Source organism: Balneolales bacterium ANBcel1 (assembly GCA_029688905.1).
Taxonomy (GTDB): Bacteria; Bacteroidota; Rhodothermia; order Balneolales; family Natronogracilivirgulaceae; genus SLLW01.
In genome coordinates this window covers 127532-147776 of the sequence record JARULB010000005.1, presented here as the reverse complement: position 1 = coordinate 147776, position 20245 = coordinate 127532, and the positions used below count along the sequence as shown (strand labels likewise).

Annotated in this window: 14 protein-coding genes; 6 read left to right on the top strand and 8 right to left on the bottom strand. The window is 52.3% G+C overall.

Going from position 1 to position 20245, the window contains the following annotated elements:
- Window positions 1–10: 10 nt before the first annotated feature.
- The 4 genes from QA596_08405 to QA596_08390 form a co-directional block, all read right to left on the bottom strand.
- A complete protein-coding gene (locus QA596_08405; protein MDG5767480.1) occupies window positions 11–1483 on the bottom strand; it encodes an O-antigen ligase family protein in 1473 nt (490 codons plus the stop codon).
- Between the two features lie 12 nt (window positions 1484–1495).
- Window positions 1496–2746: a GNVR domain-containing protein gene (locus QA596_08400; GenBank protein MDG5767479.1), complete on the bottom strand. Its 1251-nt coding sequence runs from the start codon at window positions 2744–2746 to the stop codon at window positions 1496–1498.
- A gap of 32 nt (window positions 2747–2778) precedes the next feature.
- Window positions 2779–4527 (bottom strand): SLBB domain-containing protein, encoded by a 1749-nt coding sequence (locus tag QA596_08395; GenBank protein MDG5767478.1) that lies wholly within the window; start codon window positions 4525–4527, stop codon window positions 2779–2781.
- Window positions 4528–4606: 79 nt separating this feature from the next.
- On the bottom strand, window positions 4607–5503 hold the full coding sequence (locus QA596_08390; GenBank protein ID MDG5767477.1) for a DMT family transporter: 897 nt from the start codon (window positions 5501–5503) through the stop codon (window positions 4607–4609).
- 349 nt (window positions 5504–5852) lie between these two features.
- On the opposite strand from QA596_08390, the gene QA596_08385 reads away from it, so the two are divergent.
- The 3 genes from QA596_08385 (at window position 5853) to QA596_08375 (ending at window position 8969) form a co-directional block, all read left to right on the top strand.
- Window positions 5853–6260 carry a DUF4293 family protein gene (locus tag QA596_08385; protein MDG5767476.1) on the top strand — a complete coding sequence of 136 codons (408 nt, stop codon included), beginning with the start codon at window positions 5853–5855 and terminating at the stop codon, window positions 6258–6260.
- Between the two features lie 8 nt (window positions 6261–6268).
- Window positions 6269–7186: a DMT family transporter gene (locus QA596_08380; protein ID MDG5767475.1), complete on the top strand. Its 918-nt coding sequence runs from the start codon at window positions 6269–6271 to the stop codon at window positions 7184–7186.
- A gap of 250 nt (window positions 7187–7436) precedes the next feature.
- A complete protein-coding gene (locus QA596_08375) occupies window positions 7437–8969 on the top strand; it encodes a transporter substrate-binding domain-containing protein (protein MDG5767474.1) in 1533 nt (510 codons plus the stop codon).
- Here QA596_08375 and QA596_08370 read toward each other — a convergent pair.
- The 3 genes from QA596_08370 to QA596_08360 are packed head-to-tail and all read right to left on the bottom strand — an operon-like array spanning window position 8956 to window position 11470.
- Window positions 8956–10668, bottom strand: coding sequence for a PP2C family protein-serine/threonine phosphatase (locus QA596_08370; protein MDG5767473.1), 1713 nt, complete (start codon window positions 10666–10668; stop codon window positions 8956–8958). The two genes, QA596_08375 and QA596_08370, sit on opposite strands and share 14 nt — an antisense overlap.
- A 7-nt stretch (window positions 10669–10675) precedes the next feature.
- Window positions 10676–11095, bottom strand: coding sequence for an ATP-binding protein (locus QA596_08365; GenBank protein ID MDG5767472.1), 420 nt, complete (start codon window positions 11093–11095; stop codon window positions 10676–10678).
- Window positions 11096–11113: 18 nt separating this feature from the next.
- Window positions 11114–11470: an STAS domain-containing protein gene (locus QA596_08360; GenBank protein MDG5767471.1), complete on the bottom strand. Its 357-nt coding sequence runs from the start codon at window positions 11468–11470 to the stop codon at window positions 11114–11116.
- Window positions 11471–11924: 454 nt separating this feature from the next.
- Between QA596_08360 and QA596_08355 the strand changes: the two genes are divergently transcribed.
- Window positions 11925–13319: an erythromycin esterase family protein gene (locus QA596_08355; protein MDG5767470.1), complete on the top strand. Its 1395-nt coding sequence runs from the start codon at window positions 11925–11927 to the stop codon at window positions 13317–13319.
- A 33-nt stretch (window positions 13320–13352) separates the two neighbouring features.
- Here QA596_08355 and QA596_08350 read toward each other — a convergent pair whose 3' ends face one another.
- Window positions 13353–13982, bottom strand: coding sequence for a type 1 glutamine amidotransferase (locus tag QA596_08350; GenBank protein ID MDG5767469.1), 630 nt, complete (start codon window positions 13980–13982; stop codon window positions 13353–13355).
- A gap of 358 nt (window positions 13983–14340) precedes the next feature.
- Here QA596_08350 and QA596_08345 point away from each other — a divergent pair, with 358 nt between their 5' ends.
- Window positions 14341–17334, top strand: a complete 2994-nt coding sequence (locus QA596_08345; protein MDG5767468.1) for a PAS domain S-box protein — start codon at window positions 14341–14343, stop codon at window positions 17332–17334.
- 397 nt (window positions 17335–17731) lie between these two features.
- Complete coding sequence (locus QA596_08340; GenBank protein ID MDG5767467.1) at window positions 17732–20182, top strand: T9SS type A sorting domain-containing protein; 2451 nt, start codon at window positions 17732–17734, stop codon at window positions 20180–20182.
- Window positions 20183–20245 lie beyond the last annotated feature (63 nt).

Below are 20245 nucleotides of genomic sequence, written 5' to 3'. Positions count from 1 at the left end.
GGGTGCGGAATTATTTCAGTGGTGGTCCGGTGCCGGCAGTTCCGCTTCCGAAAGCCGGGAGGTTCTGCCGGGATTCCTTTCCATGGTAGTGCAGATAATAACTATAAGCGACTATAAGTCCGATAATTGCCCAGAGGTTGGTACTTACGAGCGCACCACCGTAAAACTGAAAGAAGACAATATAGCCGGTCAGCGAGGCTATGAGTGAGGTGGCGATAATTTTCTCAGGTTCTGTCCCGGATTTTCTAATATTTTCAGAAGCCATTCGAAAGATTCTGTAAACCAGGAAAAGGATCAGTCCAAAGCCGACGATGCCCAGTTCCGCCAGAATCTCGTAGGTGATGTTGTGAGGTTCGACTACATCAATGGACTCTTGTGTGGTGAAATAGTCGGTAAATCGTTCGGGAAAGCCCCGAAAGCCAACGCCCATAAACCAGGAGTCGAAAAACATGCGGATGGCGGCAATACCGAGCAGCACCCTGATGCGTGAAGAGTCATCTTCGGAACCGGCAAATATGTCGAATATCCGGTTTATGACGGTGAACGCCATGTTCCGCAGTTCAGGAATGGACATAACCACGACTACCACAAGGGCCACCAAAAAACCCATCAGCTTGTATTGCCGGTAGTAAACGACAAGCACGAGCAGCAGGAATGCTGTGGCAATCCAGGCGCTGCGGGAAAAGGTGGATGCAAGTCCGGCGGCAAGAAGCAGGCCTGTAATCAGAGCAACGAACCGCCATCGCAACGAGATCTGGGAAAAGAAAGCCGATACAATAAAGGATATTGGAAGGAAGAAAAGACTGGCAAAAACATTAGGGTCCTCAATGGTGATAGCCCCCCTGCCGAAAATACGGGTTCCGCCGGCCTGGAGGTTCATCGCTGCAATAACGGGGTTCAGCAATGCGCTGTGAAAGGAGAGCAATCCCAATATAACGGTGATTACAGTCAGTAGAACAAAGGTGGCGTAAAAATGTTTTTGTTTCTGAATGACGTTGATAATCAGATAGGCAAAAAGAACCAGGAACAGGATACGAGAAAAATTGATCAGGGCACTTTCGCGATTCGGACTGTATATGATGGAAAAACTGATAAGTGTAAATATCAGCAAGAGCTCCAGTTCAAAGCCCATTATCCGGAATCGATGCTTTTCGTGAAGCAGATAATGAAACAGGTATATTGCAAGGCCGAGGAAGAGTAGTATCTGAAAGAGTGTGAGAGGTACCACTCCATCCGGAATAACTTTTATGATGCTGCCCAGGTAAATTGCACCCAGCATGGGTACAAGGATCAAAACAGGTTTGACAATTGATTGTAGCAGGTACCATGCGATCAACGGCAGTACGAGGATCAGCGGAACGGCGTATATGAATCCCAGAAATCTTGCTACAAAAAACGAGGCAAGGTATATGACGATCCCCGCTGCGATCAGCCATGCTTCGGCCGGAATCTTTTCCAGCTTTTTGGTCAGGGCAGGAAACACCGGGTCGGGAATTTAGGAGTCGTTATCAGAAGAAGCTGCGTTGTTGGGCCGGGAACCTTTTCGGAACCGCATATGTCCGGCAAGTTCCTGCAGCTTTCGGTAGTTCTCCGTGTTGTACTGGCGGCCGTTCTCAATCATATTCCTGAAAAAGACAATGGTCAATGCCAGAAAGATGCTGAAAAACATGCCGCCCAGGACGATATATGCCCTCTTCGGACTGTCTTTGTAGGTGGGGATCACCGGGGGGTCAATAACCTGGATTCCCCGGCGCGAGGCCTGGGCTACCATTTTCTGGCTATCGTACTGCGGGTACAGCGCTTCAAGCAGTTTCGCCTGAATTTCCACTTCGCGGAAGAGCCTCAGGTAGTTCAGGCCCAGATCAGGCAAATCGAGCAGGGGATAGTTACCGGGCACCTCCGCAGCAAGCTGGTCGCTCTGGCGAATCAAACGCTCAAACTGGCGGTCGAACTCTTCCTTGGTCCGAATCAGGTTTCGCAGCTCCGGATTATCGTCACTGACGGTCTCCCGGAGTACCGAAATCTGCATTTCGGTCTGGATGCTTCCGGCTTTCAGTTCACCGATTTGCTCAATAATCTGTTTTGCCTGCTCTTCAACTTCCAGAATGCCGTATTTTTGTTGAAATGCCCGCAAGGTGTCTTCTGCCTCTTCCAGTTCACTCAGATTGCGCAGGTACCGCTCCTCCAGAATGGCCAGGTGCTCCCGTGCATTTTCTGAATTCACTTCCTGAATTTTCCGGTTCAGTTGTTCCAAAATGAAACGGTTTACCCTGTAACTGAGCGTCGGCTCCTCACTGCTGAAGGAAAGGCCGATCGAAAAAATGGGATTAAATCCGAATCCTCCCTCCCGGTTTTCATTTACCTGGATATCCTGATCAATTTTCAGGAGCAGTTCTTCCATGAGAGTGGAACCGTAAATCTCCTGGAAGTTGAATTCTTGGATGACCTGTTCCCGCAGCTCGCGGCTGTTAAGGATGTTGAGGATTACCTCCGAATTAACCTGGGGGAAATCCATGGGAAGCTGCATGGAGCTGCCCAGCAATCCGCCGATACCGCCGGGCAGTGACCGCTGCTGTGTGGCGGGGATAAAAACGCTGCTGGACTTGTAAGTATGGGGCCAAACGAGGCTGATGATCAGTGCCAGAAGAGTGATCGAAAACACCAGTTTAATAATGAAAAACTTGTGCCTGGCAAGGACGATCAGGACATCCAGCAGGTTGGTCTCTTTATGTGTTTCTTGGCTCATGTTCAGTGGTAAATGGAGTTGCCCTTGTAACGTCAGTTTCTGCTGATAGCGACGTATGCGGTGATAATACTGGTGATGGTTGTGAGGCCTGTCATGATCAGCTGAATGTTGCTGTTGCGCTGCGACCGTTTTTGAAGGTCGTAATTTCTGGCGGCCTGGAGCTCGTCGAACGGAACACGGTCAACGAATACCAGGTCGCCCGGCTGGATTACCGTGTTTTCCGGGCGGAACCAGGAATTGCTGCCCGACTTGATGACGAATACCCGCTCTTCGTCTGCGGAAAGGGCGAAGTTTCCGGCATTTTGTATGTAATCACGGTGACTCAAAGCGGCATCGAAATTGTAGTATCCCGGATCGTTCACCTGGCCGAAGACGAATACCGTACCTTCGTTTTTTGGGATGTGCAGCCGGTCGCCGTCATACAAAATGACCGATTTCAGCTGCTCGTCATCCATAAAATCCACATATACCCGGTTGCTGATAAGCTGGGATTCCAGTTCCAGGTAATCAAATCCCTGCTGAAACTGATCGGAGGTTCTGACCAGGGATGCAGGATCGAAGGCCGGTCTCAGGCCGTATTCCGTTTTTCCGGGCTGGAGCCGGAGCAGGAAGGCGGCCTGGGGGAGTGCCTGGTCGGTGAAGCCGCCGGTCAGTTGCAACAGCTCATAGAGAGTGGTTTTTCCGTCTTCAATGGGAAAGCGGCCGGTTATCTTCAATTCACCGTATACTTGCACATTCTGGGTGCCGCGTTTTTGCTCGTCAAACGGAACCACGATCCGGTCGTTGGCCCGCAGGGAGAACCCGGCTATGTCGGAGGAGTCTCTGAGGACCACTTCGGTCAGCCCTGATTCGCCCAGCCTGGCAACCCGAATATGAGACTCCGCCGCATCGAAGGTCACGCCGCCGGCCATCCGGATCAGACGGTCAATCGAATCGTCCTCCCGGTACTCCAGTTCCAGCGCCCGGTTTACGGCACCGGATACGGAAACCCTGGGAGAATATTCATAAAAACGGTTGATGATGATGACATCCCCTTCTTCTATAATGGGATTGGCCGACTTGTCGCCGGTTCGCAGATACCGGATCAAATCACCGTCAATGACACTTCCGTCCTCCCGGTTGATGGTGATGTTTCGAAGCGCATACCGGTTTTGCTCAATGAATTCAACCGGATATTTATTGGCGAGAAAAAATTGTGGATTTTCCAGATTTTCTTCTGTTGGCGGAGGAAAGAAAGCATAGAAGATCGCCTGGTCGAGGCGTGTCTGGGCCAGCACCACATGAGGGCCGGAATAAGGTATACTGCCGACAAGATGAACTTTTATTGAACGGGGGTGCTCCAGGTAAATGCTGGCCCGGGTGTCGCGCAGCTTTTCGCTTAATTGCCGGTTGATGGCCTGCTCCGCCTCATCCAGCAGCATGCCCTGAACCTTGATGATGCCGACTTCGGGTATGATGATCGAACCCTGGCTGTTCACCCTGATGCCTCTCAGTGAAGCAGATACATTGCCTTCCAGCGAGATGCCGAGCAGGTCGCCCGTGCCCAGTGTATACGTTGCAATGTCGAGGTAGCCCTCATAGAATTTCTCGAGGGAGAGGTTCAGGCCCATCTCATCGATGAACAGTCCCTGCCGGACATTTTCACTTAACTGAACACCCATGGCAGTGCGCTGGGTCTGTCGGTTTTGTTGGGATTGCTGAGCATGCAGTGCCGATCCGATGAGGCTGAACATCAGCAGCAGTGCCATCGTCAGAGCGGTTCTGTGTTTTCTAATCATCATGACGGAACCAAAATATTAGAAGTGGAAACAAGAGTGGCATGATAACGCCTGGAATATCATTGGGGGCTCTGTGCCGTATTCAGCCCTTTTTGATGCGTGTGAGGACGATTCCTCCTATGGTTAACAAACATCCAAGATACTGCAAAAGGTGTAGCTTTTCACCAAGAAAAACGAGCCCGAACAGTACTCCGAGCACAGGCACCAGATTCTGGTAGGCTGCCGTTCGTATGGCCCCGACGTTCTTGATGCCGAAGTTCCAGATCAGGTAGGCCAGGCCGATGGCGAAGGTGCCGCTGTAGGCGGCTCCGGCATAGGAGACTCGTGATATGGACCGAAAATCCAGCTGCAGGAGCGATGGGATGGCAGTGACTATGAGGAGGGTGCCTCCGACGGTCATTACCGAGGTGGCCAGTGTTAATGGCGAGTACTTCTCCAGCATCGAACGCGCAAGCAGTGTGTAGGCGGCAAACACCATGGCTGCCGATACCATGATCAGGTCACCGGCAAAAGATTCGGATGCCAGGGTAATTCCATCCTCCCCTCCCCCCATGATAAGGGCTACCCCGGCAAAGGCGGCCGTTACACCGATGAACTGGGTTCGGTACATTTTTTCCGGTGTGAACAGATGGGAGAAGATGGCGATCCAAACCGGTATCAGTCCCAGCATCACGGCAGCGTTGGAGGCGAATGTCCGGTCGATGCCGATAATGAACAGCATCTGGTACAGCAGGTTGCCGAGAATGCCCAGCAGAACGATCTTCCCGAAATCCTCTCGAGCGATGCGGATTTTGAGGCGGCGAAACCGCACGACAGTCCACATCAGCAAAATTGCCAGGAAGAAACGGAACGCGTTAAACGAAAGCGGATCGATTTCGTCCAGGCTGTACTTGACAACGGAAAAGTTCAGCGCCCACACGATAACGATGAAGGCCAGTGATATCTCCGCCAGGGTTCGCTGAGAAGGTGAAAAACTCATCTCCGGGTTTTGTGGAGGCGTGATCGGTTATAGTCCGGGGGAGCCGGTGTAGTTGCAAGCCTGCCGGGAAACGCAGTTGATGCATGGTAGCGCCGGCAAGCTAATGATATCGAAATTTTGTAATTTATTTGCTTCCGGCTTTGCCGAATTTTTCAATACCGCTCAGGCGACATTTTGTTCCGGCAAACGGATTTCATATCCGTGATGAGTAAGCATCCGGATCGATTAATGCCTTTGCCCCGAACAAAGCGGGAGTCGGAAGCATTCGCAGCGTTCACTGAAAATTATCAAGACACCCGCGGGCTGCATCACGGTTGACGTGGCCGTCGGGAAAAAATCAGATGTTATTGTGATACAGAGAATTCAAACCATTTTTCTGTTTTTGATACTGCCGGTTAACGCCGGTTTTGTTTTTACTCCCATGTTCCCCCATGCGCTGCAGGATCCAAGCGGCTGGCTGAGCAACGGTCTGATGGCCGCACTGTTTTTTTCGGTGGCGCTGAGCCTCTATTCCGTATTTCTGTTTCGTAACCGTCAAAACCAGATGAAATGGGTGAAGCGCGGGATGCTTTTTCAGGTGATAGCCATTGGGATGGCTGTCGGGGTCTTTTTTACAGTCGGCCGTATCGGAATGAATCTGATGGCGGAGGCTTTGTCGGTCGGTTTACTGGTGCTGGGCGTGGCGCTGCAGTATGTGGCGCTCCACTATATCGACCGCGATGAGAAGCTGGTGAAGTCAATGGATCGTATTCGCTGATTCGGCCCATGAGTGCACCGGAAGTCACCCGAGGCAGAACTCAGGCGCAGGTGCCGACCCGTATTTACGGCATGCTGGCTGCAGGCATGATCATGTTTGCATTTGCCCCCATCCTGGTCCGTTCTGCCGGGGATGCCGACCCGCTGGCTTTTGCCGCTGTCAGGACCGTTACCGCGGCACTGGTGCTCCTGCCATTCTGGTGGTTCCGCCCCTCCGTAGTCACCTCCTTTTTCAACTTCAGGGATAACCTGATTGCCGCCGGTGCCGGGGTGATGCTGGGCCTCCATTTCATTTTCTGGATTTTGGCCATTCAGAATACGACCATCGCCTCGGCTTCCGTGCTTGTGACCATCCATCCTGTTATTCTGATCCTCATAGAAGCAGGCTTTTTCAAACGCGTTTTTCCGCCGTTGGTCTGGATTGGTGTCCTTGTAGCTTTTTCGGGATCGGTGCTGCTGGGATACTCCGATGCCACATCGGTTACGGCTTTTGAACATGCGTTGCTCGGGGATTTCTATGCGGTTATCGCAGCCGTTCTGTTTGCGCTCTACTTCCTGGTCAGCCAAAAGCTTCGACAGAAATCCGACTGGATCAACTACGTGGTTCGTGTTTACGGTTTTACAGGGCTGACCTGCCTGCTTGCCGCCATAGTGGCCGGAAGCAGTTTCCCGATGAGCCCGGCCGTTTGGCTTGCCGGAATCGGGCTGGCTCTGGGTCCGCAGATTATCGGCCATGGCTCCATGAACTACGCCGTCAAATACGTTGCCCCGACCATGCTGTCCATGCTCATTCTCACCGAGCCTGTTTTTGCCACTGTCCTGGCCCTGATTCTTTTCTCAGAAATGCCGCCGCTGGCTACTTTTCCGGCCATGGCGATTATCATCGCGGGTATTACCATGGCATGGCTGACCAAAAAAGGTAAATAACATGCTCTTTGCAACATCTAAGGGCCTGCAAAGGCATGTTTTTTAAAATGCTGCAGGAATTTTGTATAAATCTGCTTATTTTATTTGGAACTATATCCTTACACAAACGAAAACCCACATTTGTTTGTTTTGAGCGTGTGCAAGCCGGTGTATGTACCATGTCAGGCTACCCGGTGATGTTGGCAATCAGACATATCTGAATTAATATGGTATAAACCGGTATCCAGAAGAGAGGCCGCCGGTGTTATCTATGTACAATTTATCGACATACAGGACCCATTTTCGCAATAAGGCCGGGATCGGCCTCATCGTATTGTTTTCCTATGGTGCCGGTGGCTGTTTTAAACCGGACAAGGATGCGTATGTGCAGGTAGAATACTCTGAACCGGTTGCGTTTGATTTTGAAGAGATCCGGGAACGGGGCACGATTCGGATGATCACCCGGTACAACTCCAGCTCCTACTTTCTGCACAGGGGCATTGACCGCGGCTTTGAGTACGAGCTTGTCTCGCGGTTTGCCGATGACCACAACCTGAAAGTCGAGGTGGTGCTCATCGGATCCGAAAACGATCCTATCGAAATGCTGAACAGGGGGGAAGGTGACCTCATCGCGGGAAATTATGCCATCACCCGCGACCGCATTGGCCATGTTGCTTTTTCCCGGCCGTACAACTTCGTAAATCAGGTGCTGGTGCAGCCCGACAGCCGTGCCCGCCTGGACAGTCTACCTCAGTTGAAGGATGTCACGGTAACCGTCCGTGCCAACAGTTCCTATCACTCAACCCTGCGCTCGCTGCAGGAACAGGGCTACGATATTCGCTATAAAGTCGTAGGCGAAGACTGGAACACCGAGGCTCTGATGCTGGAGGTCGCCGAGGGAACAATTGATGCGACCATTGCCGATGACAATCTATTTCAGATGGCATCCGGATACATTGACGGAATTACAACCGGCATGGTTCTTTCCGAAAGTGACACGGTCGCCTGGGCGGTACGGAAAAATGCTCCCGTACTAAAGGAGAAAATGGATGAGTTCATGACGGATCACTTCCGGATACGGGAGTCCGACGGCCGCATTCTGAGATCGGCATTTCTGAATATTCTGCGCCGCAGATACTTTGATGATGATCGGCAGATAAATCGTTTCAGGGACAGATCGTTCGACACGTTTCATTCCGGGTACATTTCTCCATACGACGATATGGTCAGGACCATTGCCGGAGAGGCCGGAGTGGATTGGAAACTGGTACTTGCCGTAATGGCGCAGGAGTCCCGTTTCGATCCCAATGCGCGAAGCTGGGCCGGCGCGGTCGGCCTTATGCAGATTATTCCGCGATTCTCCCTGGTCGAGGACGAGGCCCTGCTCTATGACCCGGAAATCAATATCCGGGAGGGTGTTCGGTATCTGCGGAAACACCTGGACCGCTATGCGCACCTGGATTCTCTGAATCAATATTCGCTTGCGCTGGCCAGCTATAATGTCGGGATGGGGCACATTGCCGATGCGCGTCATCTGGCGGCACAGCTCGGCAATGACCCGGACGAGTGGGACAATATCGCGGACGCCCTGCTCAGATTGATGAACCGCAAATACTACCAGCATGCCCGCTATGGCTTCAAACGGGGCATTGAAACGGTCAACTACGTTGAGGATATCATGGACCGTTACGGCCGTTTTCACGCCATTTACGAACTTGCAGCCAATTTTGAGAACAGGTACCTGCCATTCATGGCCGGAAGCGGTCCCGCCGGTAACCAGGGCGTGACCGTCAGTGCACCTTAATGACGATCAGGGTGAGATCATCAGTGAATTGATCGTCACAAAATGATCCGACATCGGCGGTAATGCCCTCAAGTATGTCACGGGCATCGGCTCCGCGCAACTCATCAAGCAAGGCGGTCAGGCGTTCCTCCCCATACTCTTCATCATCGGCATTCATCGCTTCGGTCACGCCATCCGTGTACATGACCAGGAGATCCCCTTTTTCAAGCGGCAGCGTGCCTTCCGAGTAGGGTGTTAGAGTAGGCATGGCGCCCAGCAGCACCCCGCCCTCCGTCAGCAGCCTGGGTTCTGTGTTTTCGCGAAGTAGAATGGGGGGGTTGTGACCGGCGTTCACATAGCGAAGGGTCCGGTTTTCGGGGGAGTACAAACCCCAGAAAAAACTGATGAATTTGTCGCTGGGTGTATTTTGATAGATCAGAGCGTTGATCTGCCCGGTGGCATCTACCAGGCTGATTTCGAACGGCTGGAGAATATGCAGTACAGACTGCAGGTTTGCCATGAGCAGGGATGCGGGAACACCTTTTCCTGTGACATCGGCAATTGCCATGGTCAGGTTTCCGCTTTCATGCCGGATCAGGTCAAAATAGTCGCCACCGACCTGATAGGATGGTACGTTCCGCCCCGCGATCTGCAGTCCGGGAACTTCCGGAATTGTTTCCGGAAGCAATTTCTGTTGAATGGAACGGGCAATTTGCAACTCCTCTTCCATCCGTTCTTTCTCTATCTGGTCTTCCAGCAGAAAAGTTTTCTGCACAGACATGAGCGCCAGGTTTCCCAGAGAAATCAGAAAATTGTAGTCGGTTTGCTCGAAATCCTTACCGTTCGCCCGTTTACCCAGGCCGAGAATTGCCGGTTCCCCGGCATCGCCATGCAGTTTCAGGATCAGTACCATCTCGGAAGAATCCAGGAACGGGATCTCCGACCGAAGGGAGTCATCCACCCGAATGATATCCTTCTCGATTCGGAACAGTTTATCAAGCTGGGTGTCATCCGGAGTGACCTGCAGCCCGTTCTCCGTTACAAGCACAGGTTCGTGATTTCGGCATACGACCAGGAAAAAGCGGCGGATGAACATCTGGCCGAGCAGGGTGTATTTAAACAGCCGGATGATCTCTTTTCGGTTTGTTGATACGTTAAATGCCTTGCTGAGGTCAAACAGGGTGTGAAGCTCCTGCACCTTGTAGTCCAGCTTCCGGTTGGTGGATTTGAGTTCCCCGACCAGTTCGGAATTCGAGATGGCGATACCTGACATGAAGACAAAACTCTCCAGTATGTCGGTCTCCTCCCTGGTATTTTCAAGATTTCCGGGTTTGGGCCCGAGCGCAAGATATCCGAGATGCCGATTACTGCTCTTAATCGGGATCATCAGGCGAATGCCGGACTCGGCGATCAGTGCAAGTTCGGGATGGGTACCGCAGTAAATGGCGTTGCTGGTTCGAAACGGTTTCTCCGGGATACTGAAGGTGTCAGGCAGCTGGATGCGTCCCTTCTTCTTTATCACCGAGTAGGAGCTGGAGCGGGGGTGATACCAGAAAATGGCGGCACGCTGCACCATCAGCTTCCCCATGGAGATAAGCAGCAGGTTGTTCAGCACAAAATCAACATCGTGCGATTCAATCAGCAGGCGGCTGGTATCGAGTAGGGTCTGCAGATCGAACCGGCTTTGATGCTCACTGTATTTTTGATTCGGATCCGGCACAGAGTGGTCAGAGTTTTTTTGTCATCCGGATTTCATTGCGGGATTTCCGCTTCCGGTACTCCACGTTATCCATCAATTTACGGATCAGCAGGATACCGTATCCACTCCTTTTTTTCTGTTCCAACTGATCTTGTGTGGTCGGGAGCCGGTAGGCTTTCGGATCGAACGGTTTGCCGTTGTCAAAAATGGAGATCAGAAATTCATTTTTGTGTTCGGCGATCCGGATGATAATCTCTTTGGTGGCGTCCCATTGGTAGGCGTGCTTGATGACATTGGTGCAGGCTTCATCGACGGCAAGCTGTATGTCGCTGATATCGTTCTCGCCAAAACCAAAGCTGCGGGCATGGTCGGCAACGAAATGCCTGATGCGCTCCAGCTCTTCGGTGGAGGCGCCGGTACGCAAGGTATGTTCCGTAATGGCAGTCACGGCTGCGGGGTAAATGGTTTATTGGGACCGGTTTTGAAAACGATCGATTGCATCGGCCTCGGTATCCAGAATGTCGTACAGCGTTGGAAAGCCGAGAAGGTCGAATACATTAAAAACTTTTGGTTTGAGCCGGGTGATTTTGATATCACCTCCTTGTGAACGGATATCCTCGATATAGGCCATGAAAACACCCAGGCCGGCACTGGATATGTACTCCAGCGAAGAACCGTTGACAATGATCTCTACAGATTTATCCTCGATCAGCTGTTGAAACTCTTTTTCCAGTACAGGAGCCGTATGAGCATCCAGTTCCCCGAAAATGTCAAGTATTACAATATTGGATTCGGACCTTCTTTTTATCTCGAATGTGCTCATAAAAAATACATTTGTGCTTTGTTGAGACCGTCAGAGTGATGAAGCATACACATTTAGGATAAGAAAACGACCCGGACCGATTCAATTCGGGTCTCGACTATACGAAATGTGTCTGAAAAAGATACACTATTTTTAACAAAACGGAGGAGAAGAGGTAACCGGCTGTGCAAGAACATGTTGCACATAAATTTGGACGGAAGGGAGGGCCAAAAAAATAGGGCGGCCCACGTATCAGGTGAACCGCCCTAAACTATTCATCAAGAGAGACGCTACTTGAGCGCAAGTGTAATATAAGAGATTTCAAAACGAATACAAATTTTTTATTAATTAAATTTTTACTCGCTTCTGCATCATGAATATCTTTGGAATCTTGTTTACAGGATGGCCATTTTATAATGGATTATTGTACTTGAACAGTGGGTTCACAAAAACGTTGATAAACCGGTCTGTGACGATGTCTCAAAATCTGATGTTTTCTCCCTCGCTCAACGGAAACAGGCTTTATGCATATGCAAGGTGCTTATTGCTGTTCTTTGCAGCGGCCCTTTTACTTCCCGGTGGCAGTTATGCCGGCACGGGGTATTCTGCTGCCTCATCACAGGATGAACGGGTGGTGGATCATATCCGGGGAACGGGGATCGCACTGTCCGGCAAGCAGGATCTTGGTCCACTGATTGAGCGGGCGGGGGAGCGCCGGCTGGTACTTCTTGGAGAAGCTTCGCACGGCACCTCCGAGTACTACTCCTGGAGGGCGGAAATATCCCGGCGGCTTATTGAGGATAAAGGTTTTGATTTTGTGATTGTGGAGGCCGACTGGCCCCTTGCCTTTCGAATCAACCGGCATGTCAAGCACATGGAGGATGATCCGCAGGAAAGCCGAGACGCCCTGTCCGTTTTTTCCAGATGGCCGCAGTGGATGTGGAATAATGAAGAGGTTCTGCATCTGGTCAACTGGATGCGCGATTACAACAGCCGGCAACCGGCCGGCGGTACTGCCGGATTTTACGGTCTCGATGTTTACGCATGGGAGCAGGGGATCAGCGATGTGATTGCTTTCCTTGAGCAGAACGACCCGCAACAGGTACGCCGGGTTCGCGGCCTGTATGGCTGCTTTGACCGTCATCGGGATCTTTCCGGATATTTACGCTCGGTGCAAGTTAGCGGGGAGCATTGCGGAGGTGACCTGGAGGAAGTGCATGAGCTGCTTTCCCGGAACCGGGACACGTACGCGGCCGATGACTCTCTGGGATTTCTGAAAGCGTACCAGAACTCCCGAATGGTGGTCTTTGCCGAGCGGCATATCCGGGGAAACCTGCAACAGGGTCCGCAGTCATGGAATCACCGGGTGGACCATTTTTATGACGCTGCTGAAAAGCTGCTCGAAGCGTATGGTGAGGAGGCGCGGGGTATTGTTTGGGCCCACAACACACATATCGGGGATGCCCGGGCTACCGATATGCGAAATGCCGGAATGCGCAATATTGGTCAGATTGCCCGCGAGACCCTGGGCGAAGAGCAGGTCTTCTCCGTAGGTTTCGGCACCTACCGGGGTGAGGTGTACGCAGCGCGGCAATGGGAAGGCCGCAGAGAGCGCATGCAGGTGCCCGAAGCCCGGGATGGCAGTTACGAATCTCTGATGTACCGTGCCGGTATTTCTCCGCTGCTGTTACTGTTTGATGATCCGGACGCGCACGGTCCCCTGCTGGAACAAAGGGGAAACCGTGCCATCGGAGTGGTCTATCAGCCGGAACAGGATGCGCGGCAGAATTACGTGGAGACCGTTATGCCGCTGCGATACGACGCGTTTCTGTTTTTTGATGAAACGCGGGCACTGACTCCGCTTGATTGACTCCCGCCGGATGAGGTGTGGGTCGTCCGGAGGTCAGTTCATCAGCGCTTCCGCGATCTGCCGGCTGAATGCGGGAAGGTCTTGCGGCAGCCGGGAGGTGATCAGGTTCCCATCCACCATAACCTCTACATCTTCGAAACTTGCACCTGCGCCGGTTATCTCATCTTCAATACCCTGGAAGCCGGTAAGAGTACGGCCTCCAACCACGCCTGCAGTGATTAAAACCTGTGGGCCATGGCAGATGGCCGCCATTGGCCGGTTCATTTCGTAGAAGTCTCTCACGAAGGAGACGACATTATCATGCTGGCGAAGGTTGTCCGGCGAGCCGCCACCGGGAATCACAAGGGCGTCAAAATTTCCGGGAACAACATCGTCAACCGACAGCGGTACCAGGACGGTCACATCGCTGTTATAGGCGGTAAACTCCCCGGTTTCGGCCCCGATAACCGTAACGTTCGCACCATGGTTGATGAGATAGGCCATTGGAAAGAGGGTTTCTCCGTCATGGAATCCCTCACCTACCAGAAATGCGACATTTTTCCCACGTAATTCACCTGTTTCGGTGATTTCAGCGGTTTCGGTTGTATGGGGCTCACAGCCAACAGTGAGCACAATAATTGCCATCAATACCAAAAAGGGTCCTGTCTGCTTCAATATCTGCATAATTTCCTCCTGTTTGCCAATAATGTTAAGAGTGGTGGCGATAAGGGGCGCCTCAAGCCGGGGTGATACGGTAATGATATATCCGGACCTTGTATGTTTCGGCACCCCAATGATTTTGATAACGTATTCGGTTGTAAAATATGATTCGGATCCGCCATTATCCAACTGGTGGCGTTGCATGCCCCGTCTGCCGGGTACGGGGGTCGCGAGTGGCCGTCGGCCGGGCCCACAAATACCGACCCGGGGATGAGCAAAGTCATGTGGAAAAACAGTCGCTGGAACGTGTTTATGAAAACAGCCGGACAGCCGATAACTAAGATGACAGAAAACGTTATCTATCACAGTAAAATCATTCAATTTGAAACCGGCCCGGGAAATAGCCTATTACAGGCGCCTGATTATCTCCGGACTCGCACTGGCTGTCATAACCATTGCGGGTTTTGTGATCGGTATGGATTTGCAGAAATCCTGCCGGACGCTGCTGGTTATGAATACCAATATCAGCCGGATTCAAACCGATGCCTCCTTTCACCTGATGAACTATGCGCGGACCGGTGACGTCCGCGATCTGCAGAAATTCCGGAGTACCGCTTCGCCGCTGATCGATCTTGCAAGGGCCATGAACGAAGTGGAAAGCGAAGAGTCAAATAACGAATCGATCACCAACGCTTTTGTGCAGGTAGGTCTTACCAACGGCCAGGCAACCCGAATCAATCGCTTGAGCAACTACTCCAGGGTAATCCCCTTCCCCGACAGGGATATCACGTCATGGGACTATGCCATGACCTATCACTATCGATTGTTCGATCTTTCGCGCAGGCTGCTGCGTGATCACGTCCATGGGAACATGACCGGGCTGCACGCAACGGGATACATGCGTGAACTCCAGGAGCTCAACCAGCAGATTATGCTTGAAAATGAGATCATGGAAGCCGGACTTGTCCGCTATATTGAGCGTATAGGCCGGGTTACCAGCATACTCATCGGCATTACCCTGCTGGTTGGTTTCGGGTTTATCGGGTATGTCGCATTCCATGTGGAAAAGTGCTGGATCCGCCATGAGCGATTTCTGTACAAATCCCGAGACCGCTACCGGGATATGTTTGAACAGGCGGGAATTGGAATACTGCAGTTGACAACCGAGGGCCAGATCCTTCGGGCCAATGAATCGATTGTACATATTCTGGGGTACGATTCGTCCGACGAACTGAAAGAGGAGATTACAAATTTCTTTCGCAAGTTTGTTGATCCGGAGCGCAAGGAAGAGTTTAAAACCCTGCTCGAAGAAAATGAGTCGGTGAGCAATTTCATGTTTCGGGTGAGCCAGAAAAGCGAGAAACAAATTTGGATACTTTGCAACGCCCGTTCGGTAAAGGATGAATCCGGCACGGTTCTCTATTATGAAGCCAGCATGCAGGACTACACGCTTTACCGACAGACCAACCAGGAGTTGCACTATCTGACCGGCATCCTGCGAGGCATGGCGGCATCGATCTATCAGTTGCTGCGCACGCCGGATTTCAACGATGCCATCAAGAAAATGATGAAGACCATCGGTCAGGCCGGCGCCTTCGACCGCGTTCATATTTACCGAAGCTATGGCGGTGGGGAAAGCCGGACTTTCGACCTGAAGTATGAGTGGGTCAAGTATGATACCCTGCATATCCTGAATACAAAGGCGACCCGCAACATGAACTGGGATGAGTGGATGCCGGAAACAGTGCAGGAACTGGAGGGGGGCAGAGTGCTGGATATTATGCCCGCCGATCACGAAGGAGCGATGCAAAAATGGATGAAGCAGAATAAAAGCCGGGTTCTGCTTGCCGCACCCATAATTGTGGACAAGCGTCTGTGGGGGGTACTTTGCTTTGATAATTGTTCCAATGCTGATCCCTGGCCTGACGAATCGAAACAGGTGATCCGAAGCCTGTCGGGGGCGCTCGGCTACTATATACAGAAAGTACGCATGCAGGAATCGCTGGTTGAGAGCAAGAACCTGCACCAGGCGCTGCTGGCAAACATTCGTGAAGTGGTGTTTCAGGCCGATCAGCAGGGGAACCTTTGCTATGTGAGTCCGGCCTGGGATCAGATTACCCATTGCGACAGTTCGGACTGTATCGGGAAAAGTATCTACGAATTCATGCATCCTGATGACAGGGAGAAGGCCCGGGAAGATTTTGAACAATTGCTGGAGTCGGGCCAGAAGAATTTCCGCAGGGAGTATCGTTTGAAATGTAGAGGCGGCCAGGATCGCTGGCTGGAGTGGAATGTCATGTTGCTGGATCAAAGCCGTGAGGGAACGCCGCAGTTTTACGGTACCATGTACGACCTGACGGAGCGAAAGGCATCCGAGGAAGCGATGCTGCAAAATAATCAGCGGTTGGAGGCATTGATTGAAAGCTCACCCATGATGATGTCGGTAGTGGGAACCGACGGATATGTGACATTGTGGAACCGTTCGGCGGAAACCACATACGGCTGGAAACGTGATGAAGTCCTGGGCCAACCGGCTCCGGATGTTCCGGATGACCAGCAGGATGACTATATGGAGATGCTGGACAGGGTGCTTTCAGGAGAGGTGGTTCGCGGCCTGGAACTGGAGCGCCGGCGGCGGGATGGGTCACGTCTGTATGTTCAGATGTTCGCCTCCCCTCTGTACGGCAGCAACGGAAAGGTGGATCAGGTGATTACTTTTGCCCAGGATGTCAGCGAGGCGAAGATATCAAGGGAAGCAATTCGCAAGTCGCTTAAGGAAAAAAATGTTCTTCTGTCGGAAATCCATCATCGGGTGAAAAACAACATGGCGGTGATCTCCGGACTTCTTTCCCTTAAAGCGCAGGAACAGAAGGATCCGGCCATCGCAGAGCTGCTGCGGGAAAACGAGAACCGGATCCGGTCCATGTCCATGATCCACGAAAAGCTCTATCAGACCGACACGTACGCCGAAATCGAATTCGGGGGATATCTGCGAGACCTGGCCGAACATATCAACAACCAGTACGAAGACCTGGATGTGTCAACCGAAATCGAAGCCGAGGATGTGTATCTTGAAATAAGTCAGGCTGTGCCATGCGGACTCCTGGCCAATGAAATTGTTACCAACTGCTATAAGCACGCGTTTCCCGAGAACAGAGCCGGGAAAGTTAAAATCACATTGGCCGACAAGGCAGGGAAATGCGAACTGATCATCAGGGATGATGGCGTCGGCCTGCCTGAAGAACTGCTCGCCGGCAGACCTGACCAAAGCTTCGGGTTGAATCTGATACGTGGGCTGAGCAAACAGGTGAAGGGGGAGCTGGAGATGAGAAATGAAAACGGATTGTTTGTGAAGGTGGTGTTCCCGCTGGTGTAGGGGTTCGGGCTCGTTCCTGATGCCATGAATCGTCATCCCCAATTGGTCTCTGCCACCCCGCTCTACCTCGCATTCTGTAATCAGGTATGAACCAAGCTGCCCGGATATGTCCGGCCGGAAACGTTTGACCTGAATGGCAGGACGATGGTTCTGTCGGCCTGCGGCTTGTTCGGTGCCGGGATTCATGCGGTGCGATTCGGTACTCCTGAGTTGTCGTCAGGAGTCTATGTCACTCGCCTGCAGATGAATGGACGGACGGCTCCGCGTGCAGTGATACTGATCAGGTTTATTATCAGGGTGCATATCCCGATAGTTATTTCCTATATTGCTCTGACACTTTCAAAGGCGGCGGCATGAAAACCGCTGTCAAAGCCATCCTGAAACAATTATTTCGAGTATGAAGAGACCAAATTTTCTGTGTGCAGCATTCCTGTATCTTGTATTGTTCGTTATTGCTTCCGGAGCCTATGCCATGAGTGCCGGGGAGCTGCCTGCCGAAGAAGCTAGTGGCAGCGCGTTTTCAACTGCCGGAATACCCGTTGGAGAGTCATTGCCCCTGGTCTATGATGAGGAAAACACCTGTGTGGATTGCCCCATGCCCGCCTTCCCGCCCCGAAACGACCTGCCCTCCGTCAGTTCGCTGCCCGATCCGTTTGCCTGGTTCGACGGCAGAGGCCGGATCGCCCATTTTTCCGACTGGCGATACCGTCGCGCGGAGGTTGGGGGAATGATTCATCACTATCAGGTCGGGGAACGTCCACCGCTGCCGGATGACCTCCAGGCCAGTTATTCCCCCGATGACAATGTACTGACCGTCGAGGTGACGGTTGGAGGGAACACTCTGGTGCTTACTTCGAATATCGTTCTGCCCGAAGGAGATACGGATGGTCCGGTTCCGGCCGTCATCGGAATGGGCGGTCCGTCGGGGAGTCTGCCCTCCGACATCTTTACCAGCCGGGATATTATGCAGATACCCTTTAATTTCGGGCAGGTCATGAGCCACACTCAAACCAGGGGTAATGAACCTATAAATGTCCTGTTCCCGGAACATACCCACATCGGAGCGTACAGTGCCTGGCCCTGGGGGGTCAGCCGACTGATCGACGGATTGGAGTTGATTGCCGATGAAATCAACCTGGATATGGAGCGCCTGGCGGTCACCGGCTGCTCGTTCGCCGGGAAAATGGCTCTGTATGCCGGAGCGTTTGATGAGCGAATTGCGCTTACCATTTCACAGGAGTCAGGGGGTGGCGGATATACCGCCTGGCGGGTGAACGAGACGCTGCCCGGTGTAGAGAGGCTCAATAATACGAATGCGTCATGGTTTGCCTCGAGATTCCAGAATAATTTTTCAAACGCGGTGAACAGGCTGCCCTTTGACCATCATGAGCTGATGGCGATGGTAGCGCCCAGAGCCTTGCTGGTAACCGGTAACCCCGGTTACGAATGGATGGCTGATGAATCGGGGTATGTAGCAAGCCGGGGAGCCGAGGAGGTATATAACGCGCTTTGTATCCCCGAACGATTCGGCTATGCCATTGTGGGGGGACATTCCCATTGCCAGGTTCCCGAAAATGTCCGTCTGGAGATGGAAGCCTTTGTGGATCGTTTTCTGCTCGGCGATGAATCTTCCGATACCCGGATCCGAAGCACAGTATATGAAACCGACCTTTCTCCGTGGATTACCTGGGAGACTCCGGAACTTTCGGATGGCTCTTCATTTATGGAGACTGCGCCGCTGCAACGCCCGGCGGAAGGCGAAGCGGGATTGGATACCGAAGTCATATTCGAATGGGAGGAAGTTGAGAATGCAGCTGTATACCGAGTACAGCTGGCCGAAGACGCCTCGTTCCGAAATGTGCTGAAGGAGGATTCCACGTCCGGAACATCGGTTACATTTGACGGACTGGGACAGGGCGTGTTTTATCACTGGCGGGTACGGGTCAGAAACCAGGAAGGTGAGGTGGGTCCATGGGGCAGCAGCCGCATGTTCAGTACCGATATCCCCATGCCCGAAGCTCCCCAAAGCGGAACAGCGCTTCCGCATGCCACCCGTGCAGATTTCCTCCGGTTTGCCTGGAATCCTGCACCCTATGCCAGTTCCTACGATGTGCAATTTGCAACGGATCCGGATTTTGAGCAGGGTGTCACGTCCGCATCAACCACCGATACTTCACGGGTTTTTTACAGCACCAGAGAGGGGGTAGCCTACTACTTTCGCGTCCGTTCAAATAATTTGTCGGGAACGAGTCCATGGAGCGAAACAATGTCTTTCACCCTGGTTTTGGGTCCGTCGGATCTTGAGCTTCATACCTCCCGCACCAACGAGATCACCCTCACCTGGAACGACAACTCCAGCATCGCAGAGGGATTTATCATCGAACGCGCATCAGAAGCTGAGTCGGTTTTTTCCGTTATCGGTACCGAGCCGATCGAGTCCGGGTACCGCTATGTTGACGACGGATTGGAGAGTCTCACTGCCTACACCTACCGGGTCAAAGCCTATGCGGGATCGGCCGAGTCCATTTACAGCAACGAGGCGACGATAACGGCCGTATCCGCCGGTGAGGAACCGGGGACTCCCAGAGAGTTTTCCCTGAGCCAGAATTATCCCAACCCGTTTAATCCGTCGACCAGTATTTCATTTGGTATTCCGCACGAATCCCATGTCGAGCTGAATGTTTACAACCTTCTGGGCCAGAGGGTTGAGTCGTTGGTATCAGACCGCATGCAGCCCGGGTTTCATACGGTCGTATTCGATGCCCGTGCGCTTTCAAGCGGGGTGTATTTCTACACGTTGCGTGCCGGAGCTTTCGCCGAAACCAGAACGCTCAGCCTGATAAAATAGAGCGGGGGAGAAGTCTCAATCGCAAGACTTTTGCAATGGCCGTCCATCAATAAGAGAATAAAC

Excerpts from the sequence above, each read along its gene's own strand:
- QA596_08400 (MDG5767479.1), bottom strand. The coding sequence starts at position 2,746 with ATGAGCCAAGAAACACATAAAGAGACCAACCTGCTGGATGTCCTGATC.
- QA596_08395 (MDG5767478.1), bottom strand. The coding sequence starts at position 4,527 with ATGATGATTAGAAAACACAGAACCGCTCTGACGATGGCACTGCTGCTG.
- QA596_08390 (MDG5767477.1), bottom strand. The coding sequence starts at position 5,503 with ATGAGTTTTTCACCTTCTCAGCGAACCCTGGCGGAGATATCACTGGCC.
- QA596_08380 (MDG5767475.1), top strand. The coding sequence starts at position 6,269 with ATGAGTGCACCGGAAGTCACCCGAGGCAGAACTCAGGCGCAGGTGCCG.
- QA596_08375 (MDG5767474.1), top strand. The coding sequence starts at position 7,437 with ATGTACAATTTATCGACATACAGGACCCATTTTCGCAATAAGGCCGGG.
- QA596_08360 (MDG5767471.1), bottom strand. The coding sequence starts at position 11,470 with ATGAGCACATTCGAGATAAAAAGAAGGTCCGAATCCAATATTGTAATA.
- QA596_08355 (MDG5767470.1), top strand. The coding sequence starts at position 11,925 with ATGTCTCAAAATCTGATGTTTTCTCCCTCGCTCAACGGAAACAGGCTT.
- QA596_08350 (MDG5767469.1), bottom strand. The coding sequence starts at position 13,982 with ATGCAGATATTGAAGCAGACAGGACCCTTTTTGGTATTGATGGCAATT.
- QA596_08340 (MDG5767467.1), top strand. The coding sequence starts at position 17,732 with ATGAAGAGACCAAATTTTCTGTGTGCAGCATTCCTGTATCTTGTATTG.